The organism is Nonomuraea sp. JJY05, from assembly GCF_043496855.1.
Taxonomy (GTDB): domain Bacteria; phylum Actinomycetota; class Actinomycetes; order Streptosporangiales; family Streptosporangiaceae; genus Nonomuraea.
Genome location: NZ_JBIEIS010000051.1, coordinates 37,656 through 56,985 on the forward strand (window position 1 = coordinate 37,656; position 19,330 = coordinate 56,985).

Annotated in this window: 4 protein-coding genes; all 4 read left to right on the forward strand. The window is 70.8% G+C overall.

Annotated elements, in window-relative coordinates; translation table 11 throughout:
* The first annotated feature begins 15 nt into the window (after positions 1 to 15).
* The 4 genes from ACFKCF_RS50900 (at position 16) to ACFKCF_RS50915 (ending at position 19,327) form a co-directional block, all read left to right on the forward strand.
* Positions 16 to 4,023 (forward strand): SDR family NAD(P)-dependent oxidoreductase, encoded by a 4,008-nt coding sequence (locus tag ACFKCF_RS50900; RefSeq protein WP_394503203.1) that lies wholly within the window; start codon positions 16 to 18, stop codon positions 4,021 to 4,023.
* Positions 4,023 to 15,908 carry an amino acid adenylation domain-containing protein gene (locus ACFKCF_RS50905; protein WP_394503205.1) on the forward strand — a complete coding sequence of 3,962 codons (11,886 nt, stop codon included), beginning with the start codon at positions 4,023 to 4,025 and terminating at the stop codon, positions 15,906 to 15,908. Before ACFKCF_RS50900 ends, ACFKCF_RS50905 begins: the two co-directional genes overlap by 1 nt.
* Complete coding sequence (locus ACFKCF_RS50910) at positions 15,908 to 17,467, forward strand: condensation domain-containing protein (RefSeq protein ID WP_394503206.1); 1,560 nt, start codon at positions 15,908 to 15,910, stop codon at positions 17,465 to 17,467. The genes ACFKCF_RS50905 and ACFKCF_RS50910 overlap by 1 nt, the downstream gene beginning before the upstream one ends.
* A 75-nt stretch (positions 17,468 to 17,542) precedes the next feature.
* Entirely contained in the window at positions 17,543 to 19,327 is a 1,785-nt protein-coding gene (locus ACFKCF_RS50915) for an amino acid adenylation domain-containing protein (protein WP_394503208.1), read from the forward strand.
* The last annotated feature ends 3 nt before the right edge of the window (positions 19,328 to 19,330 follow it).

Consider the following 19,330-nt stretch of genomic DNA (forward strand, 5'->3'; position numbering starts at 1 on the left):
GATGGGGAGCTGGGAATGAACGAGATGGATGGTGTCGCCGTCATCGGCATGCGGGGCAGGTTCCCCGGCGCGCGCGACATCGATGAGTTGTGGGCCCGCCTGCGCTGCGGCGATGACCTGATCACCGACTATTCCCCTGCGGAGCTGCGGAAGGCCGGTACCCCCGAGCACCTGGTGAGGGATCCCGCGTTCGTTCCCGCCGGGGCGCCGCTGCCCGACGCCTACGACTTCGATGCCCGGTTCTTCGGCTACAGCCGCCGCGAGGGTGAGCTCCTGGACCCCCAGCACCGGCTGGCCCTGGAGACCGCGTGGCAGCTCCTCGAGACGATCGGCTACGCGGGCCAGGCCGGGACCGCGACCGGCGTCTTCGCCGGAGCAGCGATGAACACCTACCTGAACAACGTCCTGGCCCGGGACATCGACCTGCTCACGGCAGACGGCACCGAGCTGATGCTGACCAACGACAAGGACTACCTGGCACCGCGTCTGTCGTACAAGCTCGGCCTCACCGGTCCGAGCGTCACCGTCCAGACGGCGTGCTCGTCGTCACTGAGCGCCATTCATCTGGCGGTCCAGAGCCTGCTCGCGGGGGAGTGCGACCTGGCGCTGGCGGGCGGGGTCTCGGTGCTCGCCAACCCGCATCCCGGCTATCTCCACAAGGAGGCGATGATCCTCTCCCCGGACGGCAGGACCCGGGCGTTCGACGCGGACGCGGGCGGAACATTGTTCGGCGACGGTGTCGCCTTCGTGGCACTCAAACGCCTGACCGACGCCGTCCGCGACGGCGACACCGTCTTCGCGGTGGTGAAGGGCTCCGCCGTCAACAACGACGGGGCGGCCAAGGTCGGCTTCGCCGCCCCGAGCGTCGACGGCCAGCGCGCCGTGATCGCCGAAGCTCTGGCGGTCGCCGGATTCGACGCGGCGTCGGTGTCCTATGTCGAGGCCCATGGCACCGCCACCGCGCTGGGTGACCAGGTAGAGCTGGCGGCGCTGAGCGAGGTGTTCGGCGCGGTGCCACGCGAGGCGCCGTGCCTGCTGGGCACGGTCAAGGCGAACCTCGGGCACCTCGCAGCGGCCGCGGGGGTGGCCGGCTTCATCAAGGCGGTGCTGGCGCTGCACCACGGCGAGATTCCGCCCCACCCGCATTTCCGCCACCCCGGCGAAGGTCTCGCGCACGACCTGTTCCAGGTCAACACCGAGCTGGTGCCGTGGCGGCCGGCCGGGGCGCCGCGCCGCGCCGGCGTCAGCTCGTTCGGCATGGGCGGGACGAACGCGCACGTGGTGCTGGAAGAGGCGCCGGCAGCGCCGCCGGCACGGCCGGGACGCGCCCAGTGGGAGCTGCTCACCGTCAGCGCCCGGGACGAGGCGGCGCTCGCGGAGCTGTGCGAGAGCCTTGCCCAGCGCCTCGATACCGGTGGCACCGGGCAGAGCCTTGGGGCCGGCCTCGCGCCCGATCTCTCCGACGTCGCGTTCACCCTCGCGGCCGGCCGCCGCGCGTACCCCTTCAGGTACGCGATCGCGGCGCCCGATGCGCAGGGCGCCGCGGCGGCTCTGCGCGGGGTGACCCGCCGGCAGATCACCGGCCCTGTCCACACGGCGGGACGGACAGCGCTGATCATCGGTGACGGGCCGTTGGGCGGACTCGGCGATGCGGTGGACCTCGGTCCGATCCGTGAGACTCTCCACCGGTGCGCCGACATCCTGACCGGGCTCGGCGTCGAGCTCGACGGCGTGCTGCCGGCCGAGGCGTGGCTGGCCGATCTCGTGTCCCGGCTCGCGATCGGTTCGCTGCTGACCGGCTCCGGCTGGGTGCCGGACGACATCCTCGGCGAGGAGAACATCGCGGCACACCTGCGTGCACGCGTCGGCCTGGCCGAGACGGTGCGCCGGATGAGCGCAGGCCCGGCCACCGCGACGGCAGGTCCGGACGGCATGGCGGCCGATGCGGTGGTGGTCATCGGCGACACGTCCGCACCCGTTCCCGGCGCCGTCGTCATCGGCTCCCACACCGAGCAGGGCACCCCCCGGTCGGCGCAACTGCTACGCGCGGCCGGGCGGCTCTGGACGGCGGGCGTCCCGCTCACGTGGACCTCCTGGCGCCCCGGGGCTCCCCGGCGTGTCCCATTGCCGGCACATCCCTTGAGGCGCGAGCGCCTCGCCATCGCCGCGCCGGAACGGAGGAGCCGGCAGGTACGCGAGGTCGATCCGGCGAGCTGGCTTCACACCGAAGCCTGGCAACGGCTGACGCCGGCGCCGCCGAATCCCGGGCCTGCGGCCCGTTGGCTGCTGTTCGACGACTCCGGCGGGACAGGCTCCAGCGTCGCGACCGAACTGACCCGGCTCGGCCACGAGGTGACGAGGGTCCGGGTCGGCCCTGCCTTCGCGCGAACGGCGCCGGACTCGTTCACGATGGATCCGGACACGCCGGACAGCGCGGGCACCTTGTTCACCGCCTTGGCCGCCGAAGGCCGGCTCCCCCACCACATCGTGCACTTCTGGACGCTGGACGATGACGCCGGCGCGCCGTCCACTGATGCGGACTCCGGCACAGGCGGGGCTCCCGGCTTCCACCAGGTGCTCGACCTGGTGGAGCAGGCGTCGCGGCACGCCGCTCCGCACACACGTACCGCGATCACCGTCGTCACGGCAGGGGCCCACCAGGTCCTCGGGAACGAACCGGTCAACACGGCGGCGAGCATGGTGGACGTCGCGGCCCTGGTGGCTCGCCAGGAACACCCCCTGCTGGATACCCGGACGATCGACATCGAGCAGCCGGCCCAGGCGGCAGTCCTCGTCGACGAGCTGCTTGGCCGCGCCGCCCACGGGGCCGTCGCCCTGCGCGGCGGCAGCCGCTGGGTCAAACGCTACGTTCCCATGGCCGGAACCGCGCCGCCGCCACCGGCGAGTACGGGCGGTGTCTACCTCATCTCTGGCGGCCTCGGGCGGGTCGGGCTGGCGCTGGCCGAGAAGCTGGCCGCGAACGGGGACACCCGTTTGATCCTCACCCGGCGATCAGCGTTCCCCGAGCCCCGGGAGTACGACGGCTGGCTCCGTAACCATGGCCCCGGCGATCACGTCAGCAGGATCATCGAACGGATCAGGCGGATGGAACGCCTCGGCGCGCAGGTGTACGCCGTGACCGCCGATGTCGCCGACGAGCGAGCGATGCGTGCGGTCGTCGCACAGGCCGAGGATCGCTTCGGCCCGATCAGCGCCTGGATACACGCCGCGAGCATCCGCCCCGCCGCGGCCTCGTACCTGATCAGCAGGGGGCAGCGGGCCGACTGGCAACGGATCTTCACGCCCAAGGTGCGGGGCGCGCTCGTCCTGCGACGGATCTTCGCGGGCCGGGCCCCCGGCGTTCTGATCTCCTCGCTCTCGTCGGTGCTCGGTGGTATCGGATACGCCGGTTACGGTGCGGCGAACGCCTTTCTGGACGCGCTGGCCCGGGCCGACAGCACTCTGACGAGCATCGCCTGGGAAGCCTGGGCCTTCGACGACGACCCGACCCCTCTGTCCGCTGCCCAGAGAGAGCTTCGACATCTCGCCCTCACCCCGGACGAGGGTGCCCAGGCATTCGAGCGGATCCTGCGCCAAGCGGGCGCCCCTTCGGTGGTCCTCGTGTCGGCCGAGGACCTGGACGCACGCGTCCGGCGCTGGTCCCCTCCGTGGCGCGATCCGGCCGGAAGAACCGCCGCGCCCGCTGTACGGCGGGAGGGCGATGCCCTCAAGCGGGCCCTGGCGCGGCTGTGGAGCGAGCAGTTGCGCAGCGAGGTCGATGACTACAACGCCAACCTGTTCGACCTGGGCGGCGACTCGCTGCTCGCGGTCGAGCTGGCCGAGAGGATCAGGGAGGAACTCGGCGAAGAGCTGACCGTCGAAGACCTGCTCGGCGCGCCGAGCATCGAGCAGCTCTCGGCGTTCCTGCGCGCCGGCGCCTCCAGCGCGCCGGCTGATGCGGCGGACGAGCGGGCGCGCCTGCGCACCCGCGGCAGGAGCGGCCTTCGCGGGAGAAGGATGTGATGGGCGCTCAGGGCGACGGACGGATCGCCGTCATCGGCATGGCGGGCCGCTTCCCCGGCGCGAACAGCGTCGAGGCGCTGTGGCGGATCCTCGACGAGGGCCGGGACGCGGTCACCGACTACTCGGACGCCGAGCTGCTCGCCGCCGGCGTCACACCGGAGCTCGTGGCGCACCCCGACTATGTCAAGAGCGGCGCTCACCTCCTCGGTGCAGGCCTGTTCGACGCCACGTTCTTCGGCTACACCGGCCGTGAGGCGGAGCTGATGGATCCGCAGCAGCGGATCTTCCTCGAAGTCTGTCACGAGGCACTGGAGGAGTCCGGGCATGGGCCGAGGACCTTTCCCGGTCCTGTCGGAATCTACGCCGGGCCACGCAACTCCGACTACACCAAGCTGCTGACCGGGACCGAGTACCGCGATGTCGCGGCGGAGTTCGCCAAGGCCGCGAACGCCCCTGACGGCCTCGCGACCAAGGTCGCTTACAAACTCGACCTCACCGGCCCGGCCCTGACCGTCCAGACCGCCTGCTCGACCTCGCTGGTCGCCGTGCACCTCGCGTGCCAGCAGCTCCTCGGCGGCGAATGCGACCTGGCGCTGGCCGGCGGGGTTTCGCTGCGGCTGCCGCAGCACGCCGGCTACCTCTACCGGGAGGGTGGGACACTGTCACGCACCGGTCGCTGCCGGTCGTTCGACGCCGCGGCCGATGGTCTGATCTTCGGGGACGGCGCTGCCGTGGTCGTCCTTCGCCGGCTGTCCGACGCGCTTGCCGACGGGGACAGAATCCTCGCCGTCATCCGGGGCTCCGCGGTCAACAACGACGGTGCGCGCCGCGCGGGATACGCCGCCCCGGGACTGCTGGGGCAGGCGAAGGCGATCCGCGAGGCGATCGTGGTCGCCGGGCTCGAACCCACCGACGTGAGCTATGTCGAGGCGCACGGCGCGGGCACCCCCCTGGGCGACCGGGTGGAGTTCAGCGCCCTGACCAGAGCCTTCGAAACCGACGAGCGCGGTTTCTGCGCTCTCGGGTCGGTCAAGGCGAACGTCGGCCACCTGGACTGCGCCTCGGGAGTCACCGGCTTGATCAAGACCGTGCTGTCGATCCGGCACGGCCGTATCCCGGGCAACCCGCAGCTACGCGTGCCCAACCCCGAGCTGAATTTGATCGAGTCGCCGTTCTACCTCGCCGCCGAAGGCATGGAGTGGAATCCTCCGTCCGGACATCGGATCGCGGGGGTCAGTTCCCTGGGCATCGGAGGCACCAACGTCCACGTCGTCGTCGAGGAAGCACCCATGGCGCCGCCTGCACCCCGGTCGCCGGCGCGGCAACACCTGATCGTGCTCTCGGCCCGCAGCCCAGAGGCGTTGGAACAGGCGAGCGACGACCTGCGCCGGCACCTGGAGGAACACACGGACGCCGACCTCGCCGACATCGCTTTCACCCTGCGGAACGGCCGCCAGGCGCATCGGCACCGCAGGGCCGTCCTGGCGGACACCTGCGCCTCCGCGGCACGGGCGATTCGGGACGGTGACTTCGTGACGGAGAGCACCACGGTTCCCCGCCACCTGTCCGGTCTCGTGGACGGCTGGTTGCACGGCCGCGAGGTCGCCTGGCAGCCGCTGGACGCCGGGCAGCCCGGACGGCGGCTCTCCTTGCCCACGCACCCGATGTTCCGCGAGCACCACTGGCCGGTCACGCCGGCTGAACAGTCCGAATTGTCTGCCCCCGCCGGGCTCCCCGAGGAAGAGACCGAGACCATGGACTCCTTTCTGGCCGAGCTGACGGCCCTCATCGCCGCCCGGTTCAAGGTCGATCCCGCCCTGCTGGATCCCGACGTGCCCTTCCTGGAGATCGGCGCCGACTCCCTGGCGCTGCTCAACGTCCTGGCGCCCATCGAGGACCGGTACGGGGTCCGGCTGTCCATCCGCCAGTTCTTCGACGAGGTGGGAACCCTGTCGGAGCTCGCCGACTACCTGAGGAAGAAGTCGACGAGACCGGAGGCTCCCGAGGCTGCTCGCCCACCGGTGCCGCTCACCACACCGGTGGGCGAGCCGGAAGGCTCTGGCGTCCCGCTGCCCTCCTCTTCGACCTCCGAGGTGGAACGGCTGCTCGCCGACCAGATGCGCCTGATGCACCACCAGCTACAGGTCATCAGCGGCATGGCCACCGGCCCCCATCAGATCGGGCCGAGCCCGGCCGTCACCGCTGTTCCTGTCGTGCCCGGCACGACAGCTCCGACAGCTCCGACGGTCCCGGCCGTCCCGCTCGCTCCGGGCAAGCGCCGCGAGCCCGGGCGCGGCGTCGCGGACTCTGCCCGCCGCGACGCATACCTGCAGAGCCTGGCAGCTCGTTACACGGCCAGGACCGCCGCGTCCAAGGCGTACGCCGAGAGGTTCCGCCGGATCGTCGCCGACAGCCGCTCCACCATCGGTTTCCGGATGTCGACCAAAGAGATGCTCTACCCGATCGTCGCCGACCGCGGGCAGGGCGCACGCCTGTGGGACATCGACGGAAACGAGTACATCGATCTGACCCTGGGGTTCGGAGTCCACCTGTTCGGCCACAATCCCGCTCTGGTGACGCGCGCGATCGCGGAGCGGATGGAGACCGGCTTCAGCCTCGGCCCGCGCAGCGAGCTGGTCAACGACGTCGCCGAGAGCATCCTCGCCCTGACCGGCATGGATCGGCTGGCCTTCCTGAACAGCGGCAGCGAGGCGGTGGTCACCGCGTTGAAGCTGGCGCGCGCGGCGACCGGCAGAGAGAAGATCGTCATTTTCGAGACGGGTTACCATGGCCACTCGGAAGGGGTTCTGGCCGCGCCGAACAGGGTCGGCGGCGAACTACGCGCCAAGCCGCTCGCGATCGGTGTCACCCAGGGTGCGATCGACAGCGTCTACGTCCTCGACTTCGGCACCGAACAGGCGCTGGAGTTCATCGACCGGCACGGCTCCGAACTGGCCGCGGTCCTCACCGAACCGATCACCACCCGCCACCCCGGCGTGCAGGAGCCGGACTTCCTGCGGCGCCTGCGCGAGCTGACCTGGAAGCACGGCGCAAAGCTGATCTTCGACGAGATGGTCACCGGATTCCGCTGCCACCCGGGCGGCGTCCAGGGGCTGTACGGGATCGAGGCCGATCTGGCCACCTACGGGAAGATCATCGGTGGCGGCCTGCCCCTCGGCGTGGTGGCCGGGCGGCACGGGGCGATGGACGCGATCGACGGCGGCGTCTGGCGGTTCGGCGATGGCTCCCACCCCACCGTGGAGTCGACCTTCTTCGGCGGGACCTTCAACCAGCACCCCCTGACCATGGCGGTGGCGAAGGCGTCGCTGGACGAGCTGCTGCGGCAGGGCCCCGGCCTTCAGCAGCGCCTGGACACCAAGACCAAGCGCTTCGTCGACGCCATGAACGCGGACTTCCAGGCGCTCGAAGCCCCCATCGGGGTCAACCGGTTCTCGTCGTTCTACCGCTTCACGCACGACGCGAACATGGACCTCTTCTACTACAACATGCTCGATCGCGGGATCTTCATCTGGGAATGGCGCAACTGCTTCCTGTCGACCGCGCATGAGGACGAAGATCTGGACCTCGTCCGCGAGGCCGCCCGCGAGAGCATCGCGGAGCTCCGGGACAACGGCCTGATCCCGCCACCGTCCAGGCCCGTGACGCCGGTCGCGCCCCCGCTCGCGGCGACGGCACCGAGCGGGGGCGGTGCGGTGCCGCCCGCTGTGTCCGCTCCCGCCCCGCTGACGGCCGCCTCGCGAGCACAACAACAGCTGTGGGCGCTGGCGAACGTCTCCGCCGAGGGCTCACTCGCCTACACGCTCTTCGCCGGATTCTGGCTGGACGGACAACTGGATCGGGGCGCGTTGCGCTCCGCGGTGTACGGGGTCATCGAACGGCACCACGCGCTGCGCACTGTCTTCACCGAGGACGGGGCCTCCACGCGTCTGCTGAGCATGGAAGAGCTTGCTCGGCGGGAGGTGTTCTCCGAGGCGGAGTGCGCCGAGTCAGAAGTGGGCTCCTTCCTCGACGCCCAGGCCCGGCGCCCGCTCGACGTGCTCGGCGGCCCGTTGCTGCGGATCTGCCTGGTACGCGTCGGCGCCGACAAGCACCTTCTGCACCTCGCGGTTCACCATGCGATCGCCGACGGCTGGTCCCTGCTTCCCTGGATCGAGGACCTGGCGGCTCTCTACAACGATGAGCTCGGCTCCCCTCCTGCACGTGGGTTGCCCGCGCCGGTGCAGTTCGCGGAGTTTCTCGCCTGGCAGGCCGGTCAGGCCGGCTCGGCGCGCTCGCGTGAGGATCGGATCTATTGGAGCACCCTGCTCGACGGTGCGCCGGCGCCGGAGCTCCTCGGCGGTCGCGGTGCCAGGCTGCCTTCCTTCCGGACCCAACGACACCGCTTCGAGCTGGACAGGGAAAGCGCCGGCAGATTGCGTGCGGCGGCCCGTGCGAACCGCGTGACGCTGTTCGCCTTCCTGGTGGCCGGCTGGGGGGTGCTCCAGCACCGATTGACCGGCCAGGACGACGTGGTCGTCTTCGCGCCGTCCTCGGCCCGGCCGGACAGGTTCGAGCGGACGGTCGGCTATTGCGCCAACCAGATGGCTCTGCGTCTGAGGACGAAGAGCGACACCGAGGTCAGCGCCTGTCTCAGGACCGCGCAGGACCAGCTCCTCGATGCCCTGGAGCACGCCGACTTCCCGTTCGCCGAGGTCGTCGCCGATCTGGACGCCCGTGAGCCGGGGCTGGCGCGCCGGCTGTTCCGCTCCTCCATCGTGCTGGATCGCAGGGTGGACTGCCCGGAACTTGTGGGTCTGCGGATGAGCGAGGTCGAGCACATGCCGCTGCACTGCTCGCCGTACGCACTCAGTCTGCAGGTGGTGGACACCGCCGAGGGCGGTCTGCGCTTCGAGCTCGACGTGGACGCCGAGGCGCTGCCACCCGGCCTGGCCGAAGACCTGGTGGGACACCTGACCCGGGTGCTGGACCACATGGCGGCGGACGGCGGGCGCAGCCTCCAGGCTCTCGACCTCCTCGACGACACCGCGCGGGAGAAGGTGCTGGAGCTCGGGCGAGGACCGGCGGCGGAGCTCGGGTCGCAGAGGATCCCGGAGCTCTTTGACGAGATCGCGGCCGCCGATCCCGGGCGCGTCGCGGTCACCTGCGAGGGCAGGGAGCTCACCTACGAAGCGCTGAGCTCGGCCTCGAACCGGCTGGCCAGGGTGCTCAAGCGAAAACTGCCGCAGGACGGCGGCGAGGCGTTCGTCGGCCTGCGCCTGCCGCGTTCCGAGCAGTACCTGGTGGCGCTCCTGGCCGTGTGGAAGGCCGGCGCGGCGTATGTGCCGATGGAGCCGAAACACCCGATCGAGCGCCACGTCCGGATGCTGGAGCTGGCCGGGGTGGAGTTCGTGCTCTGCGATGAGCCCGCCGGCGCGGCCCCCGGAGTCCGCTGGCTGCGACTCGCCGACGCGCTGGCCGAGGCAGAGGGACAGGACGCGGCTGCCGTCGGTGTGCCGACCGGGCTGGACGCGGCCGCCTATGTCATGTTCACTTCCGGCTCGACCGGCGAGCCGAAGGGCATCGTGATCGAGCACCGCTCGATGCTCAACCACGTCCGCGCGATGGTCGAGGCCTTCGGCATCGCCACGGATTCCGTCGTCGCGCAGAACGCTCTCAGCTCGTTCGACGTGTCGGTCTGGCAGTGGACGGCGGCCCTGACGGCCGGCGGCTCGGTGGCGGTCTGCACCGACGCCGAGGTCGCCGAACCCCGGCGCATGCTGCGTCAGCTGGCGGAGGCTCGGGTCACGGACCTGGGGCTGGTGCCGAGCTATCTCACCATGCTCCTGGACGAGGCGGACCTGCGGGAACCCGAGGAGGGGCCGCTCCTTCCGGATCTTCGTCACGTGGTGCTGAACGCGGAGCCGCTCAAGCCGGTCCTGGTCGAGCGGTGGTATGACCGCTTTCCCGGGGTGCCGCTGTCGAACGCCTACGGCGCGACCGAGACCGCCGACGACGTGATGATTCCCGTCACCGGGGTGCCGGACGGGCTGGTGACGCCGACCGGTGGCCCGATCGCGAACACGTCGGTGTACGTGGTCGACGATGCTCTGCGGCCGGTGCCCGTGGGGGTGAAGGGCGAGATCCTGGTGGCCGGGGTCGCGGTGGGCCGTGGGTATCTGAACGCGGTGGGTGCGGCGGCTGGGGCGTTCCTGGACGTCAACCCGGTGGAGCCGGGGCGTCCTGGCCGGGTCTACCGGACGGGTGACTTGGGGCGGTGGCGTCCGGACGGTCAGCTGGAGGTTCTGGGGCGCCGGGACCATCAGGTGAAGGTCCGCGGTCAGCGGGTCGAGTTCGGCGAGATCGAGCGCGTCCTGCACCGCGTGCCCGGAGTGGCCAACGCGGTCGTCAAGGCGTTCCACGACGCCGCGACCGATGGCCCCTATCTGGCGGGCTACGTGGTGCCCGCCCCCGGAGCCGCTCTGGACATGACGGCGATCCGGGCCGCGCTGCAGGCGAAGCTGCCCGACTACATGGTTCCCGCCAGATTGGTCGTCCAGGACGCGCTGGCGCTCAACGCGACCGGCAAGGTCGACCGGATGGCTCTGGCCGAGCCCGCCGCGGACGACGAGCGTCCGGTCACGCGGGCCCGGCACTCCCTCGACGAGAAGGTGATCCACGCGGTCGCCTCGCTGTTCGGGCTGGACCGGGTCGGCATCGACGACGACTTCTTCGCCCTGGGCGGCAACTCGATCGCCGCGGTCAGGCTGTCGCAGCGGCTGCGCACCGCGATCGGCGCCGACGTCCCGGTGATGACGATCTTCGACCATCCCGTCCTGCGCGACCTCGCCGACGTGCTGGAGGCGGGCACCGGTCAGCAGACTGCGGGCCCCGCGGAGCCGGACGCCGACCGGGACCGTGTCCTGCGATGGGGCCGCGGCGCGGACAGGGACCTCGGCTCAGCGACCGTCGCGGAGTTGTTCGCGGCACGGGCCGCCAGGGAGCCCGACCGCCCGGCGTTGATCGTCGAGGGGCGGGAGCTGACGTACGGGGAGCTGGACGCCCAGGCGAACCGGCTGGCACGAGCGCTGCGGCGCTCCCTGCCGGCGCATCCCGGCCGCGAGACCTTCGTCGGTGTGCGGCTGCCTCGCTCCGATCGTTTCCTGGTGGCGCTCCTGGCCGTGTGGAAGGCCGGCGCGGCCTACGTGCCGCTGGAGCCGGACCACCCGATCGAGCGCCAGGCCCGGATGCTGGAGCTGGCCGGGGTGGAGGTCGTGCTCTGCGACGAGCTCGCGGACCAGGTGCCCGGCCACCGGTGGCTCGGGTTCGCCGATCTGCTGGCCGAGGCCGGGGAGGAGGACCCGGCTGCCGCCGGTTTGCCCGCCGGGCTGGACGCGGCCGCGTACGTCATGTTCACTTCCGGCTCGACCGGCGAGCCGAAGGGCATCGTGATCGAGCACCGCTCGATGCTCAACCACGTGCTCGCCAAGACGGACTCCTACGAGGTCGACTCCGGCACCCTGCTGGTGCAGAACGCTCCGGTGTCCGTCGACGTGGCGATCTGGCAGTTCTTCGCGCCGCTGCTGGCCGGTGGCCGGGTCCTGGTGCCGTCCGATGCCGAGATCAGCGATCCGAAGGCCTTCCTGCGGGTGCTCGATGATCGGCCCGCGACCGTGGTCGAGCTCGTCCCGAGCTTCCTGGCGGTCCTCCTGGACGAGCTGGACCTGCAGGATCGGGCATCAGGTACGGTCCTGCCGAAGCTGCGCCACATGGTGCTGAACGCGGAGCCGCTCAAGCCGGTCCTGGTCGAGCGGTGGTATGACCGCTTTCCCGGGGTGCCGCTGTCGAACGCCTACGGCGCGACCGAGACCGCCGACGACATCATGCACCCCAGGACGGAGATCCCGGACGGGCTGGTGACGCCGACCGGTGGCCCGATCGCGAACACGTCGGTGTACGTGGTCGACGATGCTCTGCGGCCGGTGCCCGTGGGGGTGAAGGGCGAGATCCTGGTGGCCGGGGTCGCGGTGGGCCGTGGGTATCTGAACGCGGTGGGTGCGGCGGCTGGGGCGTTCCTGGACGTCAACCCGGTGGAGCCGGGGCGTCCTGGCCGGGTCTACCGGACGGGTGACTTGGGGCGGTGGCGTCCGGACGGTCAGCTGGAGGTTCTGGGGCGCCGGGACCATCAGGTGAAGGTCCGCGGTCAGCGGGTCGAGTTCGGCGAGATCGAGCGCGTCCTGCACCGCGTGCCCGGAGTGGCCGACGCCGTGGTCAAGGCGTTCCCCCAGGTGAGCGGCGATCATTCGCTCGTCGCGTACCTGCTGCCGTCGCCCGGGACGGCGCCGGACGTCGAGGAGATCCGGGCCGTCCTGCGGGCGAAGCTGCCCGGCTACATGGTTCCGGCGCGGTTCGTGATCTCCGAGACGTTCGCGTTGACCACGACCGGCAAGGTCGACCGGATGGCTCTGGCCGAGCCCGCCGCGGACGACGAGCGTCCGGTCACGCGGGCCCGGCACTCCCTCGACGAGAAGGTGATCCACGCGGTCGCCTCGCTGTTCGGGCTGGACCGGGTCGGCATCGACGACGACTTCTTCGCCCTGGGCGGCAACTCGATCGCCGCGGTCAGGCTGTCGCAGCGGCTGCGCACCGCGATCGGCGCCGACGTCCCGGTGATGACGATCTTCGACCACCCCGTCCTGCGCGACCTCGCCGATGCGCTCACCGCGGAGGCGGGCGCCCTGGAAGGGATGATCACACAGGCTGGGGAGCGCACGTTCTACCGGGCTTCGGCGTCCGAGGAGCGGATGTTCTTTCTCTGGACCATGGAGCCCCGAAGCTGCCTGTACAACCTGCCGCTGGCTCTCGTCGTCGACGGCAGGCTCGACCGCGACCGGCTCACGCGCGCCGTGAACGCCGTCGTGGCCAAGCACGACATCCTGCGCACCGTCTTCGACGTCCGCGAGGGCGCCCTGGTGCAGCGGGTCCTCCCCGGCGTCGCTCTCACCGTGGCCGATCTGGGCGAATCGGAGGAGGCTCTGGAGGACCTGGTGGCCCGCTGGATCGAACCGCACGACCTGAGGACGGGACCGCCGATCCGGCTGGGACTCGCGCTCCGTCCTGGCGGCCGAGCCTCGATTCTCGTCCTCGACACACCGCACATCGTCCTCGACGAGGGCTCGATACCGGTGCTGTTCCGTGATCTGGCCGCGGCGTACCGGGGCGAAGCCCTGGACAGGACGGCGCTGACCTACAAGGACTTCGCCGAATGGGAGCACCTCTACCGCACCACGGACGCCTACCGGGAGGACCGTCGCTACTGGCTCGAACGGCTCGCCTCGCCGCCGGCCCCGCTGGACTTCCCGATGAGGGCGCGCCCGCCGGTGCTGACCACCCAGGGCAGGCGGCAATCGTTCTTCCTGTCCGCCGAGCTGGCCGGGAAACTGAAGGAGTACTGCCGGGAGAACCGCGTCACGCCTTACATGGTGCTGCTGTCGGTCTACAAGCTGATGCTGGCCAAGTACGCCGGGCGTGCGGACATCGTGGTCGGCACGCCGGTCGACGGCCGCTACCACCCCGCGTGCGCCGACGTGGTCGGGATGTTCGGCAACTCCCTGCCGATCCGCTCCGCGCCCGTGGGGTCGAAGCGGTTCGGCGCCTTCGTCGCCGAGGTCAGAAGCGCGGTCGTGGAAGGGCTTCAGCGGCAGTCGTACCCGTTCGAGGAGCTGGTCAGGGAGCTGGAGCTGCCCCGCGATCCGAGCCGCAACCCGTTGTTCGACTTCATGTTCGTCTACACGGATCTGGAGAACTACCGCTTCGACATGGGTGGCAGTGTGGGCGCCGCGATACCTGTCACCATCGGCGTCGCCAAACTGGATCTCACGCTGTCGGCCTTCGAGCGCGACTCAGGGATCGAGCTCGTCCAGGAGTACTCCACCGGAGTCTTCGACCGGCTGACCATCGAGCGCATGGGGGCGCACTACACGAACCTGGTCGAGCAGGTGCTGGACCACCCCGAGCAGACGCTGGACGAGTTCGTCCTGGACCCTGGTGAGCAGTCGATCGTCGGCCGTCGCGACCGGTCCGAGGAGCCCCCGGCAGGAGCCGGGCTCGGCCTCCACCAGGTCTTCGAGGCCGTGGCCGACCGGATGCCCGACCATACCGCCGTGGTCAGCGGCTCGGTGCGGCTGACCTATCGGGAGCTGGACGAGCGTGCCAACCGGCTCGCGCACCGGCTCCGGGGGGCAGGCGTCGGTGCCGGCACCCCCGTCGGGCTGCTCGTCCAGAACCCGCACGACACGATCACCGGCATGCTGGGCGTGCTGAAGGCGGGCGGCTGCTACGTCCCGTTCGATGAGACGACGCCCGCGGCCCGGGCCTTCACCCTGCTGGCCGAGTGCGGAGCGCCCTGCGTCGTCGGCGATGAGGGAGCGGGCCACGATCTTCCTGACGGGCTCGAATTGCTCGACCTCCGCGAGGAGGGGAGCGATCCGTCGCGACCGGAGCCGCTCGGATCGGATCGGGACCTCGCCTACATCATGTTCACCTCGGGTTCCACCGGACGCCCCAAGGGGGTGCTGGTCGAACACGCCTCGGTGCGTCGCCTGACCCATCGACCGCAGTACCTTCCCGTCTCGGGCGGGGAACGGGTGCTGCAGGCCACGAGCTGGGGCTTCGACGTCTCGGCGGCGGCCCTCTACACCGCGCTGCTCAACGGCGGGACCGTCGTGTGCCCGCGACGCGATGAGCTTCTGGACGTGCACGCCCTGCGTGCCCTCGTCGAGGGCGAGGACGTCGACCTGGCGTTCCTCAGCACCGGGTTCTTCCATCTGCTCGTCGATCGCGCCCCCGAATGCCTCGACCCGATCGGCACCGTCGTCGTGGCCGGCGAGCGGCTCTCCGCCGGCCACGCCCGTCGAACGGTGGCACGCCTGGGTGCCGGTCGGCTGGTCAACGCCTACGGCCCGACCGAGGGGACGATCTACGCGACCGCCCACGCGGTGGACCACATGGACGGCGTGGATTCCGTGCCGATCGGGAGGCCGGTGGACGAGACCGAGGTCTACATCCTCCTGCCAGGCGACGTGCCGGCGCCGATCGGGATCGCGGGTGAGCTGTGCATCGGCGGGCGCGCCGTGGCCCGCGGCTACCTGCGCCCCAGCGACCGTGATCCCTTCCAGGCCGACCCGTTCATCGAGGGCGGCCGGATCTACCGGACAGGTGACCTGGCCCGATGGCTGCCCGACGGCACGATCGAGTACCTGGGACGTCGTGACGACCAGGTGAAGATCCGCGGGTTCCGGGTCGAGCTCGCCGAGGTCGAGACGGAGCTCCGACGCTGCGACGGGGTCGTTGACGCGGCAGCGACGGTGCTGACCGACGCGCAGGGCATGGCGGTGCTCTGGGCGTACCTCGTGGGACCGGACGAGGCGCAGGTGCCCTCGATCACCACCGCGCTGCGATCCGCTCTCCCGGACTACATGGTCCCGGCCCGATTCGTCGTTCTCGACCGCCTCCCTCTCAACGCGAACGGCAAGGTGGATCGGCCGGCCCTGGACGAGCGAGCCCGGAACGCGGCCGAAGGCGGTCAGATCGCCACCCGGCGCACCGAGACCGAAGAGGTGCTGATGGGCATCTACCGCGACAAGCTCGGGCTGGCCGGCGCCGGCCCGGATGACGACTTCTTCGGTATCGGCGGCCACTCGCTCAAGGCCGTGGTGCTGATCGCGGAGATCCGGGAGGCGCTTGGGGTCGAGGTGCGGCTCATGGACTTCCTGCCGACGCCGACGATCCGTGCCCTGGCCGAGCACGTGGACAACCTCCGCTGGCTGACGACGGGCGGCGCGCCTCAGGACGGATCCGACGAAGACCTCGAGGAGTTCGTGCTCTGATGACTTCAGCGACCGCGATCGAGGTTCGCGAACTGACGGCGAGCCTGCGGCTCCTCGGCGTCCGGCTGCGCGCCGAGGGCGGGAATCTCCGCGTGGAGGCTCCTTCGGGGGTGGTCGGACCCGAGCTGCTGGCCCTGGTGAAGAAGCACAAGGACGCGCTCGTGCGGGTCCTCGCCGACGGCGAGGCGGACCGGGTCGGCACGCAGCTCCGCCGGCTCACCGAGGTGCCGCGTGACTCCTGGCCGCTCTCCGAAGTTCAGGAACGGCTGTTCTACCCGCAGTTCGCGGACCCTGAAACGGTCGACTACCACATCACCGGCCTCTACCGGATCGACGGGGTTCTCCACGTGGAGCGGCTGGAGAACGCCTTCCGCGCGGTGATCGGCCGTCATGAGGGATTCAGGACCGGCTTCGGATGGGCCGGTGGCGATCCGGTCCAGTCCGTTCACCCAGAGGTCGCGTTCGAGCTGGAACGGGCCGGCCCCGCCCCGTTCGACCCCCGGGAGCTCGGGGACTTCGTGCGCCCCTTCGATCTGGCGCGGCCACCGCTGCTCAGGGGGCGGCTCCACACCGTGGGCCCGGCCCGGCACGTCCTACTCGTGGACAGCCACCATCTGGTGTTCGACGCGGTGTCGTGGCCGGTGTTCCTGGCCGATCTTCGCAGGGCCTATGACGGGCAGGAATTGAGGCCGCTGAGCCCGGCTGCCAAGGAGTACGCGGCCTGGCAGCGTGATCTCGCCACACCGCACATGGCCCGCCTCGGCCGCTACTGGGAGGAACTGCTCACGCCCGACCCGGCGTCGAAGGGGACCGCCGTGCCGACCCATCCGGGCCTGGCGCTCGGGGAGGAAGAGGTGCGCAGCGTGCGAAGGGCGCTCGAAGGCAGCACGGCCGCGTCGATCCGCCGGTTCTGCCGGCAGCACGTCCTCACGCCGTCGATGGTGTACCTCGCCGCCTACACCCTCGCTCTCCAGGACCTCGGCGGCCGCTCCGAGGCGGTCGTCGGATTCCCCGTGGACGTGCGTGCGGACGCGGGGCTGTCCTCCGTGATCGGCCCGCTGGTCAACACCGTGCTCGTCCGGGCGGCGGCGACGGGGTCCGCTGGGCGGCCCTGTACGGTCCGGGAGTACCTGGAGCGGATCCGGTCCCAGGTCACATCGGCCATCGAGCACAGTCACTACCCCTACGACGCGATGATCGAAGCCGCTGCCGCGCGCCGGAACGTGCGAGAGGACCCGGTGGTGGACGGCTTCTTCAACTACACCGGTATCGACGCGCCCCAGGCGCCCGATGACCTTTTTGCGCCGGTGGCGAGGGAATCGGCGGCTCTCCCATTGCTGCCCTGCCTCAGCAGCAGGTACGCGGCGACGCTGATCGTGGCCGAGGAACCCGGCCTCGTACGGCTCGAGGTCGAGCGCGACAGCACGCAGATCTCCGAGCAGACCTGCCGCCGCCTCGTCGACACGGTGACGTTCCTGGTCACGGAGCTGATCGCCGACGTGGACCGGCCGCTCGGCAGGCTGTCGAACGGCCTCGCCGCCGTGACCGGGTGCGGCTGATCCGATGCCCGTCATCGCAGCACACAGGACGAAGCCCTGCAATCGAAGGTGGATGAACCACAGGAGGGAGGGAAGATGAGGGTGCAGGAATCGGGAAGCCTGAGCCGGGCTGAGGCAGGCCCGGCATCGGGCCGGAGCCTGATCGACCTGTTCGCCGGGACGGTGTCCCGGTACGGGTCGCTGCCCGCCGTGACCGATCGCTCGGCGACCCTGACGTTCGACGAGCTCGACGCCTGGTCGAACGCGGTCGCGGCGCGGCTGTCCGCCCACGGCGTCGGTCCAGGGGACGTCGTGGCGTTCCAACTCGACCGCGGGAACCGGCTCTTCGCGGTGCTGCTCGGCATTCTCAAGGCCGGCGCCGCATACGTCGCTGTCGATCCGCGCCATCCGCGGGCCCGGCGTACCGCGATGATCGCGCGTGCCCGGGCCAAGGTCCTTGTCATCGAGGAGCCGGCCGACGATCCGGGAGAGCCGGGGACGACGGTGGTGCGGCTCGGCCAGGAGCCGGTGCCGAAGCACGCAGGGGAGACCCCCGCGCGTGGGCCCGGCGCTCAGGACATGGCGTGTGTCCTGTTCACCTCGGGCTCGTCCGGCGAGCCGAAGGCCGTCGCCCTGGGGCACGGGAACCTCGTCTTCTTCGCCGAGAACCCGTCCCTGCCTGCGATCGGGCCGCACGACCGCATGGGGCATATCTCGAATGTCTCGTTCGACGCGTTCCACTACGAGACCTGGTGCGCGTTCGCGGCCGGCGCGGAGATCGTGGTGCTGGAGCCGCTGCCCGTCCTTCTCGGCCAGGATGTCCGCCGCGCCCTGCGCCGGCACCGGATCACGGTGATGCTGGTACCGAGCATGGCTCTCAACCACGTCGTACGGGAGGACCGGGAGGCGTTCAACGACCTTCGGGTGCTGTGCACGGGCGGCGACGTGGTCTTGCCCGAGACGTGCGCGCAGCTCATCGAGGGTGGCTTCCAGGGTGAGCTGTGGAATCTCTACGGGCCCACCGAGGCGACCACGGCCTGCGTGGGCCACCGGGTCACCGAGGAGGACGGCCGGTCCGCCTCGGTCCCGATCGGCAAGCCGTTCGAGGGCGTGAGCGTGCGGATTCTCGACGAGTCAGGAGCCGAGCTTCCTCCCGGTGAGATCGGAGTCCTCCACGTGGGCGGGCCCGGGGTCGCTCGCGGCTACCTGGAATCGGTCCCGGCGGATCCGTTCACCTCGGAGGGCGCGGTCCGCTGCTACGCGACCGGAGACCGGGTGCGCCAGCGTGAGGGCGGAGTCCTCGAGTTTCATGGCCGCGCCGACAGCCAGGTCAAGATCCGTGGTCATCGGGTCGAGCCCGCCGAGATCGAGCGGACGCTGACCGGCTGCGATGGGGTCCATGCCGCCGTGGTCGTGCCGGTCGGCGCGGGCCAGGACCGGCTGCTCGCCGCCGTGGTGGTCGCGGACGCGACAGTCCGGCCACAGGCGCTGCGCGCATACACGGCCGGTGAACTTCCGGAGTTCATGGTGCCGGCGGTGGTCGTCCGCGTCGACGCGCTGCCGATCAGCGAACACGGCAAACAGGACAGGGACGCCATCGCGGCGCTGGCGGCCACGGCGGCCCGGCGCAGCGTCGCTCGCGTGGCTCCACGTGACGAGGTCGAGCGATACCTGGCCGAGATCTGGGAGGAGCTGCTGCTGGTTGAGGGGCCAGGAGTGGAGGACGACTTCTTCGCCCTGGGCGGCAACTCGCTGCTGGCGTTCCGGATGGCGCGGCGGCTCGAGGAGCGCTTCGGTGCCGCGATCGGCGCCCGGGCGATGCTGGGGCAGACCACGCTGGGCGAGCTGGCCGCGCTGGTCCGCGAGGCAATGGCGGCTTGAGCT